Genomic DNA, 9,820 nt, shown 5'->3' with positions numbered 1-9,820 from the left:
ACCGCACGATGTTGCGGAAAACCGGACTCCAGCTGGCAGAGGTGAGGCCGCCAGGGAACCCCTGTCTGACCAGCGCGTCCACTGGGAGACGGGCGGAGGCCGACCCCTCTGACAGTCCCGTGGCCCCGCCGGGAATCGAGGCGGAACTCACGCGTGGCCGCCATCAGAAGTCAAGAGTCGTCAGGGCCCCGAACCTCCCGCCGTTCCCCCTGGTGTGCCGCGACGTCGTACGGTCGAATGAGAGTCACGGCCATCCGGGCCGCACCTCTGACGTGCGGGCCTCCACCGGCCTGAAGTGCGCGCAGCTCGTCCTGTCGAACGGCGCGGACGTCAGGACCTGGAACGAGGTGGGCCATCACGCCGAGATGCAGGCCGCGACCCTCGGCGACGCGACCTCCCCGGCGGCGTTCTTCCGCGACCGCGCCGGCGTCGCGGCGACCGACGGCGCCCTGTGTGGGGAGGCGGGCCAGGGCTTCCTCCGCCTCAACCTGGCCACCCCGCGCCCCATCCTCCGGGAGGCCCTGACCAGGATGGGCACGGCGGTCGCACACGGCTGAGGACAGCGCGAAGCCCGGGTTACCCACCGTCCGGAAGGGTGCCCGGGCTCACTTCTCAGGGCTGTTGCCCATCACAGGTCCACGTTGCCCCGGCCTCACGCCGCCGGCAGCCCCGCGATGCCCGTGTCCGGGTCCGTGGCCCGGCCGCCGCGCTTACCGCCCGCCATCTCGTCGCGGACGAGCCGGATCCACAGCGCCACCGCGAAGCCGCCGAACACCCACCACTGCAGCGCGTAGAACGCATTCTGCAGGTTGACGCCCGTACCGCCCTCGATCATAGGGCGGGGCAGTTGCTCCAGCGCGGCCCCCTCGGTCGCCGCGTCCACGACATACGCCGAGTAGATCGGCCCGCCCCACTCCTGGACGAGCGCGCCGAGCGCGATGCCGTGCACCACCGGCCAGGCACGGCCGTCGCCACCCGTCGCCGCCGAGGCGGCGTCCGGATCGGCCGAACTCGCATCATCCTCAGCCGGATCAGCGTCCGGCCCCGCCGCGGCCGGTTGCGCTTCGACCGCGGCCGCCTCGCTCGCGGCCTCCCCCGCCTGCAGCCAGCCCGTCACGGTCACGCTGCCCGACGGCGGATCGTCCGCCGCTCCCGGCTCGTCCACCCATCCGCGGACGACGGCGAGCACGGGCGCCCCGGACAGTTCGGCCCAGGACTCGCCCCCGCTGCCGTCTTCGGACACCCTGAGCGGGGACAGCACCAGGTAGCCGACCTCGCCCGACCGCCCGACCCGGCCCGCGACCAGCACCTGGCGGTCCGCCTCGAACTCCCCGGTCACCTCGACCTGCCGCCCGACCAGCTCGCCGGGAAACGACGCCTGCGGCTCCAGCACCTCGCCCAACCCGGCCGGCCCGGCCGCGGCCAGCTCACGCGCCTCCTGCTCGGCCGCCAGCTCCGCCCGCTCGAAGGCGCGATCGAGCTGCCACTTGCCGAGCCAGCCGCAGCCGCCCGCGGCCAGCAGGAACACCAGCAGCAGCACGATCATGCGCGGCTGCCGCGCCACCGCCCAGAAACTCACGCCCCCACGCTACCCGGAAGTCAAGGGTCGTCGGAGCATCGAACGTCGGCCGTTCACCCCTGGCGGGTGGCACCGTCGTGCGGTCGAATGAGAACCACGGCCACCCGGGCCGCAACCCTGAGGCCCGGACCTCCAGCGGTAGCAAGGAGCATGTGTGATGACGTCCGTCCCGGCTATGACCTCTCCCGCGACCACCTCGCCGTCGGCCCCGGAAACCGCCCCGCCCGGGGACCCCGCGCCGTCGCACACCTCCCCGGTGCCGGGCGCGGCGCCCTGGACCGCGACCGGCGTGACCCGGCCGGACGACGCGGAACTCGCCCGCATCGACGCCTGGTGGCGCGCGGCGAACTACCTCTCGGTGGGCCAGATCTACCTGCTGGACAATCCCCTGCTGCGCGAGCCCCTCACCCGCGACCACGTGAAGCCCCGCCTGCTGGGCCACTGGGGCACCACGCCCGGACTGACGTTCCTGTACGCGCACCTCAACCGGGCGATCAGCGCTCGCAGGCAGCCCACGCTGTATCTCACGGGCCCGGGACACGGCGGCCCGGGACTGGTGGCGTCGTCGTACCTGGACGGCGCATACTCGGAGACCTACCCGGACATCACCGACGACGCCGAGGGTGTACGGCGGTTGTTCCGGCAGTTCAGCTTCCCCGGCGGTATCCCGAGCCACGTCGCGCCGGAGACGCCCGGCTCCATCCACGAGGGCGGCGAGCTGGGCTACGCCCTGAGCCACGCGTACGGCGCGGTCTTCGACAACCCGGACCTGCTGGTCGCGGCGGTGGTGGGCGACGGCGAGGCCGAGACCGGTCCGCTGGCCACCTCCTGGCACTCGAACAAGTTCGTGAATCCGGTCACCGACGGCGTCGTGCTCCCGATCCTGCACCTGAACGGCTACAAGATCGCGAACCCGACGGTGCTGGCCCGCATCGGGCAGGACGAGCTGGGCGCCCTGCTGACCGGCTACGGGCACAAGCCGTACTTCTTCGAGGTGCCGGACGACTCCGACGAGCCGCCGCTGGTGACGCACCGCCGGTTCGCGGGACTGCTGGACGAGGTGCTGAACGACATCGCCGCGATCAAGGCGGATGCCGCGGCCGGCGTCGCCGGCCGGCCCGCCTGGCCCATGATCGTCTTCCGCACCCCGAAAGGCTGGACGGGCCCGGCCGAGATCGACGGCAGGAAGACCACCGGCTCCTGGCGTGCGCACCAGGTCCCGCTCGCGAGCGCCCGTGACACGGAGGATCACCTGCGGGTGCTGGAGCGGTGGCTGCGGTCGTACCGCCCGGAGGAGCTGTTCGACGACGACGGCGCGGTGCGGGCGGAGATCTCCGGCCTGGCGCCACCGGGCGAGCTGCGCATGAGCGCCACCCCGTACGCGAACGGCGGCCTGCTGCTGCGCGACCTGCGGCTGCCGGACTTCACCGCCTACGCGGTGGACGTCCCCGCGCCGGGCGCGACCACCTCCGAGGCGCCCCGCGTGCTGGGCCGGTGGCTCACGGAGGTGGTCCGGCACAACCCGGACAACTTCCGGATCTTCGGGCCGGACGAGGTCGCGTCGAACCGGCTGCAGGCCGTGTACGAGGTCACGGGCAAGCAGTGGAACGCGGAGTTCTACGGCCCCGAGGTGGACGAGCACCTGGTCCGCGCCGGGCGTGTCATGGAGATGCTCAGCGAGCACCAGTGCCAGGGCTGGCTGGAGGGCTACCTCCTGACGGGCCGGCACGGCCTATTCACCAGCTACGAGGCGTTCGCCCACATCGTCGACTCGATGTTCAACCAGCACGCGAAGTGGCTCAAGGTCACCAACCACATCCCGTGGCGGCGGCCCATCGCCTCGCTGAACTACCTGCTGTCCAGTCACGTGTGGCGGCAGGACCACAACGGGTTCAGCCATCAGGACCCGGGGTTCATCGACCACGTGGTGAACAAGAAGGCGGAGATCGTCCGCGTCTACCTGCCGCCGGACGCGAACACGCTGCTGTCCACCTACGACCACTGCCTCCGCGGCAAGCAGTACGTGAACGTCGTGGTGGCGGGCAAGCAGCCCGCCCCGAACTGGCTGTCGATGGACCGGGCGATCGAGCACTGCACGCGCGGCGTCGGCATCTGGGAGTGGGCGGGGACCGAGGTGCCGGGCACGAAACCCGACGTCGTCCTCGCCGCGGCCGGTGACATCCCCACGCTGGAGGTCCTGGCCGCCGCCGACATCCTGCGCCGCGAGCTGCCGGCCCTCAAGGTGCGGGTGATCAACGTCGTGGACCTGATGCGGCTGCAGGACTCGACGGAGCATCCGCACGGTCTCACCCACCAGGAGTTCGACGGCCTGTTCACGGACGACCGGCCGATCATCTTCGCCTACCACGGCTACCCGTGGCTCATCCACCGCCTCACCTACCGCCGCACCGGCCACGGGAACCTCCACGTGCGCGGCTACAAGGAGGAGGGCACGACGACGACACCGTTCGACATGGTCATGCTCAACGACCTGGACCGGTACCACCTGGTGATCGACGTCATCGACCGGGTGCCGTCCCTCGGCTCCTCGCAGGCCGGCCTGCGCCAGCGGATGCAGGACGCCCGCCTGCGGGCCCGCGCCTGGACCCGCGAGCACGGCGAGGACATTCCCGAGGTCCGAGACTGGGTCTGGCCGGGCGCTACCATGGCCGCGACCGAGTCTCACGGCGCCGCCACTACGCTCGACACCGGCGGCGACAACGACTAGATCAGCGCGACGGCCGCCGTCGCGCGGGGACTGGAGCAGCACGTGACCGGCGCTACCCGCAGCATCGTCATCGCGTCACCGGAGGGTGAGAGCGGAAAGTCCACCGTGGCGCTGGGCGTCCTGGACCTGCTGGTGCGGCAGGGTCAGCGGGTCGGGGTCTACCGGCCCGTGTCCCGGGTCACCGGCGCCGGCAACGAGCCGGCGCGGGACTACGTGCTGGAGATGCTCCTGGAGCACGACGGCGTCGGCGTCCCCTACGAGGACGCCGTCGGCGTTACCTACGCCGACCTGCACCTCGACCCCGACGACGCCATGGCGCGGATCGTGTCCCGCTTCCACGCGATGGCCGACCGGTGCGACGCCGTCGTCGTGCTCGGCACCGACTACACGGACGTCGCCGGGGTGAACGAGCTCGCGTTCAACGCCAAGATCGCCGCGAACCTGGGCGCACCCGTGCTGCTGGTGACCTCCGGCCGCGAGCGCACGCCCGACGAGGTGGTCACCCTCACCGACGCCGCGCTCGCCGAGCTCGGCGCCTACTACGCGCACGCGGTCGGGCTGGTGGTGAACCGGTGCGACACGCTGAACGCCGTCGACCTGCGCAAGGCCGTGTCGGCGTCCCACCCGGACCTGCCCGTGTGGACCATCCCCGAGGAACCCTTCCTGTCGGCCCCGACCGTGGGCCAGCTCCTGGAGGCCGTCGACGGCGAGCTGGCGCTCGGCGACCCCGAGCTGCTCGGCCGCGAGGCGCTGGAGGTCCTCGTCGGGGCCATGAGCTTCGAGCACCTGCTCTCCCACCTCTCCGACGGCGCCGTCGTCATCACGCCGGGCGACCGCACCGACGTGCTCACCGGCCTCCTGGCCGCGCACGCCGCGCCGTCGTTCCCGTCGCTGGCAGGGATCGTGCTCAACGGCGGTTTCTTCCCAGAAGGCCGGGCACGCGAGCTGCTGGAGGCCCTGCAACCGCGGGTCCCGATCATCCGCACCGATCTCGGCACGTACCACGCCGCCCGCGAGGCGTCCCAGGTCCGAGGGCGCGTCACCCGCGACTCGCAGCGCAAGATCGACGTCGCCCGCGCCCTGTTCGAGCGCTGCGTCGACGGCCGGACCCTGGCCGAACGGCTCGACCTGCCCCGGCCCGACGTCGTCACCCCGCTCATGTTCGAGCACCAGCTCATCGAGCGGGCCCGCGCCCGGCGCCGGCACGTCGTGCTCCCCGAGGGCGACGACGACCGCATCCTGCGCGCCGCCTCCACCGTCCTCGCCCGCGGGATCGCGGACCTGACGATCCTCGGGGACGAGACCACGATCCGCGGCCGCGCCGCCGAGCTCGGCCTGAACCTGGACGCCGCCCGGGTGCTGTCGCCGACGGGCGCCACGCCCGAGAGCGCCGAGATCGTGGAGCGGTTCACCGCGGAGTACACCCGGCTGCGCGCCCACAAGGGCATGATCACCGAGCGCGCCCGCGAGATCGTCACCGACGTCTCCTACTTCGGCACGCTCATGGTGCACCTCGGCCTCGCCGACGGCATGGTCTCCGGCGCCGCCCATTCCACCGCGCACACCATCCGGCCGTCGTTCGAGATCATCAAGACCCGCCCGGACACCTCGTCGGTCTCGTCCGTGTTCTTCATGTGCCTCACCGACCGTGTCCTCGTGTACGGGGACTGCGCCGTCATCCCCGATCCGACGTCGGACGAGCTCGCCGACATCGCCGTCTCGTCGGCCGCCACCGCCGCGCAGTTCGGCGTCGAACCGCGGATCGCGATGCTCTCCTACTCCACCGGCACGTCCGGCTCCGGGGCCGACGTCGACAAGGTGCGCGCCGCCACCGAGACGGTGCGGCACCGCGCGCCCGACCTCGTCGTCGAAGGCCCCATCCAGTACGACGCCGCCGTCGACGCCTCGGTCGCCGCGTCCAAGCTGCCCGGGTCCGACGTCGCCGGCCGCGCCACCGTCTTCGTCTTCCCCGACCTCAACACCGGCAACAACACGTACAAGGCCGTGCAGCGCTCGGCGGGCGCCGTCGCCGTCGGCCCGGTGCTCCAGGGCCTGAACAAGCCGGTCAACGACCTCTCCCGCGGTGCGCTCGTGCAGGACATCGTCAACACGGTCGCGATCACCGCCATCCAGGCCCAGACCACCACACCCGCCGGGTAGCGGCACCACACCCGCGGGCCACCCTGCCGCGGCACGACCGCGCCGCGGAGCATCGCCCACGTCGGCGCCGGCACCAGGCCCGATCCATCCGACCCAGGAGACTCCCCGTATGTCCACAGTCCTCGTGCTGAACTCCGGTTCGTCGTCGCTCAAGTACCAGCTCGTCGACCCGGGCACGGGCGAGACGCTCGCCGGCGGTGTCGTCGAGCGCATCGGTGAGGAGGCGGGCCGTCTCACGCACGAGGCGCGCGGTGAGGAGGTGGTCCGCGAGCAGCCCGTGGCGGATCACGGAGCCGCGCTGCGGCTGGTCCTGAGCCTGTTCGAGGAGGCCGGGCCGTCGCTGCGGGAGGCGGACATCGTCGCCGTCGGGCATCGCGTGGTGCACGGCGGGACGTCGTTCTCGGCGCCCGTGGTGGTGGACGACGACGTCGTGGGCGCGGTCCGCGCGCTCGTCCCCCTCGCGCCGCTGCACAACCCGGCCAACGTGACCGGGATCGAAGTGGCGCGCGAGCTGCTCGACGTGCCGCACGTGGCTGTGTTCGACACCGCGTTCTTCGCCGACCTGCCGCCCGCCGCCGCCACCTACGCCATCGACGCGAGGACCGCCGCCGAGCACGGCGTGCGGCGGTACGGCTTCCACGGGACGTCGCACCAGTTCGTGTCGGCGGCGGTGGCCTCGCACCCGGCGGTGGCGGCGAAGCTCGCGGCCGAGGGGCGCGCGCCGGAGACGCTGCGGCAGGTGGTGCTGCACCTGGGCAACGGCGCGTCGGCGTCGGCGGTGCTCGGCGGGCGGGCCGTGGAGACGTCGATGGGGCTGACGCCGCTGGAGGGGCTCGTCATGGGGACGCGGTCCGGCGACGTCGACCCGGGGGTCGTCCTCCACCTGCTGCGGTCCGGGGGACTGTCCGCGGACGACGTCGACACGCTGCTGAACAAGCGCTCGGGGCTGCTGGGACTCAGCGGTGTCAACGACATGCGCGAGCTGACCCGGCTCGTCGACGCGGGGGACGACGGCGCCCGGCTGGCCCTGGACGTGTACCTGCACCGCCTGCGCAAGTACGTGGGCGCCTACGCGGCGGTGCTGGGCGGGATCGACGTGCTGACGTTCACGGCCGGCGTGGGCGAGAACGCGGCGGCGGTCCGCGCGGGTGCGGTGGAGGGGCTCGGATTCCTCGGGCTGGCGGTGGATCCGGGACTGAACGCGGCCCGGTCCCGCGAGGCGCGGGTGATCTCGCCGGTAGCGGACGGGGACGGTGCGTCCGAGACTGGGGCCGCCGCGCCCGGCGCCGCGCGTCCCGCGTCCCGCACGGCCACGTCCCCGCTGGTCATGGTCGTCCCGACGAACGAGGAACTGGCCATCGCCCGCCAGACGATCGCTCTGATCGGCTGATCGGCTGATCGGCCCGGAACCTGTCCATGGTCGTGGGTTTGGCGTGTGGTCGGTCAATCACTTGACCGACCACACGCCAAACCCACGACCACGCGCCGGCCGGTGCGCCTCCAGGAGCCGGGACGCGCACCGTCAACGCAGGAGGGACTCCACCGCTGCCTTCCAGCTCGCCGGGATCTCGCGGAGCTTCCACGCGAAGAGGGCCTTGACCGGGGTCACGCTCTTGCTGCTCACCCCGACGCCGACCGCGTCCAGACCGGCGTACCGGCAGGTGAACAGGGTTCTGCGGAGGTGGTAGTCCTGGGTGACGACGACGGCGGTCCGCACGCCGTACTCGTCATGGGCGCGCCGGCACGTCGCGTCCGTGTCGAACCCCTCGCGGTCCAGGACGAGCGCATCGTCGGGCACGCCGAGGGTGAGGGCGTAGGCACGCATCGAGCCGGGTTCGTCGTAGAGGGCCCCGCCGGGAAGGGTGTGCGCGTCGCCCGAGAGGATGACCTGGCCCGCGCGCCCGGACCGGTACAGCGCGACGCCGGCCTCGACGCGGCGGCGCAGGTAGGTGGACGGCGACCCGTCCTCGCGCAGGCCGGCCCCGAGCACGACGACGGCGTCCACCTCGGGCGCGTCGGCGGCGGCGACCACGCGCGAGTGGCCCACCGCCTGGACCCAGAAGACGGGCAGCGCGATCGGCAGCGTGAGGACGCCGACGGTAATCGCGAGGACGTCGAACACCCTGCGGAAGCGCCTCAGACGGGGGTCGACGGGTATGGCCACGGCTCGTAACCTACCTGTTCGGTGAGGCGGGCGAGGCGATGAGGCAGCGGGACGGCAAAACGGGTGAGGCGAGGCACCACGGGTCGGCAGGCGCCGGGGCACGCCGGCGGAGGGGGCGGAACGACGTCGCGGGATGACGCCGCCTCGGCGCCGCGTCTAATCCGGACGAGGCTCCCCAGGACGGAGTTCCCGCAGTTCCGCGGCGAGGTTCGACGTCGCTCGTGTCTGCCAGCGCACCCGGCCCCAGGCGGTGCGGAAGAGATCGCCGCTGCCGAGAAGTGCCTGGAGCACCTGGGCACGCCCGGGGCGGAACAGGCTCTCGGGGACGTGGGCGTACTCGGCGCGGACCTGATGGACGTAGCGGGCGTAGGCGGCGGGCACGGTGCCGAGGATCGCCAGATCGGCGTCGCTGACCAGGCAACCGGGCAGGTCGTCCGGGTCCGGGGCGTGGTCGGCGGTGACCATGACAAGGCGGGCGATCTCCTCCACGTCCCGCGGTCGAAGCAACGGCTCCGGTCCGAGGCGCCCCGCCGCGGCGTACGGTCCGAGAAGGTCGTGGGCCAGGGCCGCGGAGGCCTCCTCGTCGGCCGGGGTGGCGCCGTCGTGCACCGCGTCGTGGAACCAGAGAGCCACGCGGGCGCGCCAGACGATGTCGCCGGGAACCGGGGTGCCCGACGCCGCGGCGTCGGCGAGCAACAGGTCCAGCGCGTCGAGCGCGGCGGCCAGATGAAACGCCGTGTGATACGTGCGATGCGGCTCCCGCCAGCGCCGATCCAGTTCCTCCCCGACGGCGCGCCAGGCGCCCCCGGGGACCGTCGTCGGCGACAGGGCGTCCCAGCGGGACAGCAGCGCCTCGCGCTTGCTGCCCGCGCGCTCGGCGCCCGGGATCCGCAGGCCCGACGCCGAGAGGCGACGGGCGAGTTCCGCGCCCGCGACGGGCACCGCGCCGGCGGCGACCAGGCCGTCGTACCGAGCCTCCGGAACGTCGTAGTGGTCCAGGTCGAACGCCCGGTCCGGCACGCCGGCCGCGCGCGCGAACGTGCGCAGCTCGATCAGCGAGGCGTCCGAGACCAGGTGCGAGAACACGGTCCCGTGCGCGGGCCAGGCGGGCGGATCGATCAGAACGGTCACGGCCCCGACCCTATGTGGTCGGTCGGATGTCGAGTGGTCGGCCGGATGTCGTGAAGTC

7 protein-coding genes are annotated in these 9,820 nt (G+C 72.7%); 4 read left to right on the top strand and 3 right to left on the bottom strand.

Going from position 1 to position 9,820, the window contains the following annotated elements:
* Window positions 1-272: 272 nt before the first annotated feature.
* Entirely contained in the window at window positions 273-557 is a 285-nt protein-coding gene (locus tag ACYVK5_RS04255) for a hypothetical protein (protein WP_460702124.1), read from the top strand.
* Between the two features lie 95 nt (window positions 558-652).
* On the opposite strand, the gene ACYVK5_RS04250 is transcribed toward ACYVK5_RS04255, so the two are convergent.
* Complete coding sequence (locus ACYVK5_RS04250) at window positions 653-1,579, bottom strand: SURF1 family protein (protein ID WP_460702122.1); 927 nt, start codon at window positions 1,577-1,579, stop codon at window positions 653-655.
* 157 nt (window positions 1,580-1,736) lie between these two features.
* Between ACYVK5_RS04250 and ACYVK5_RS04245 the strand changes: the two genes are divergently transcribed.
* From ACYVK5_RS04245 to ACYVK5_RS04235, 3 genes are all read left to right on the top strand, one after another.
* Window positions 1,737-4,307, top strand: a complete 2,571-nt coding sequence (locus ACYVK5_RS04245) for a phosphoketolase family protein (RefSeq protein ID WP_460702120.1) — start codon at window positions 1,737-1,739, stop codon at window positions 4,305-4,307.
* 42 nt (window positions 4,308-4,349) lie between these two features.
* Window positions 4,350-6,467 carry a phosphate acetyltransferase gene (gene pta / locus ACYVK5_RS04240; RefSeq protein WP_460702118.1) on the top strand — a complete coding sequence of 706 codons (2,118 nt, stop codon included), beginning with the start codon at window positions 4,350-4,352 and terminating at the stop codon, window positions 6,465-6,467.
* Between the two features lie 109 nt (window positions 6,468-6,576).
* Window positions 6,577-7,857, top strand: coding sequence for an acetate/propionate family kinase (locus ACYVK5_RS04235; RefSeq protein ID WP_460702116.1), 1,281 nt, complete (start codon window positions 6,577-6,579; stop codon window positions 7,855-7,857).
* Window positions 7,858-7,989: 132 nt separating this feature from the next.
* Here the strand turns inward: ACYVK5_RS04235 and ACYVK5_RS04230 are convergent, their stop codons facing one another.
* Entirely contained in the window at window positions 7,990-8,631 is a 642-nt protein-coding gene (locus tag ACYVK5_RS04230; protein ID WP_460702114.1) for a SanA/YdcF family protein, read from the bottom strand.
* 156 nt (window positions 8,632-8,787) lie between these two features.
* Window positions 8,788-9,762 carry a DUF4031 domain-containing protein gene (locus ACYVK5_RS04225; RefSeq protein ID WP_460702111.1) on the bottom strand — a complete coding sequence of 325 codons (975 nt, stop codon included), beginning with the start codon at window positions 9,760-9,762 and terminating at the stop codon, window positions 8,788-8,790.
* Window positions 9,763-9,820 lie beyond the last annotated feature (58 nt).

This window comes from Myceligenerans halotolerans (assembly GCF_054782975.1).
Note: the sequence above shows the minus strand (reverse complement) of the source record. Positions and strands in the feature narration are given on the sequence as shown.

What these genes read in the sequence shown, in the direction of transcription:
- ACYVK5_RS04235 (WP_460702116.1), top strand. Translation starts at nt 6,577, where the DNA reads ATGTCCACAGTCCTCGTGCTGAACTCCGGTTCGTCGTCGCTCAAGTAC.
- ACYVK5_RS04245 (WP_460702120.1), top strand. Translation starts at nt 1,737, where the DNA reads ATGACGTCCGTCCCGGCTATGACCTCTCCCGCGACCACCTCGCCGTCG.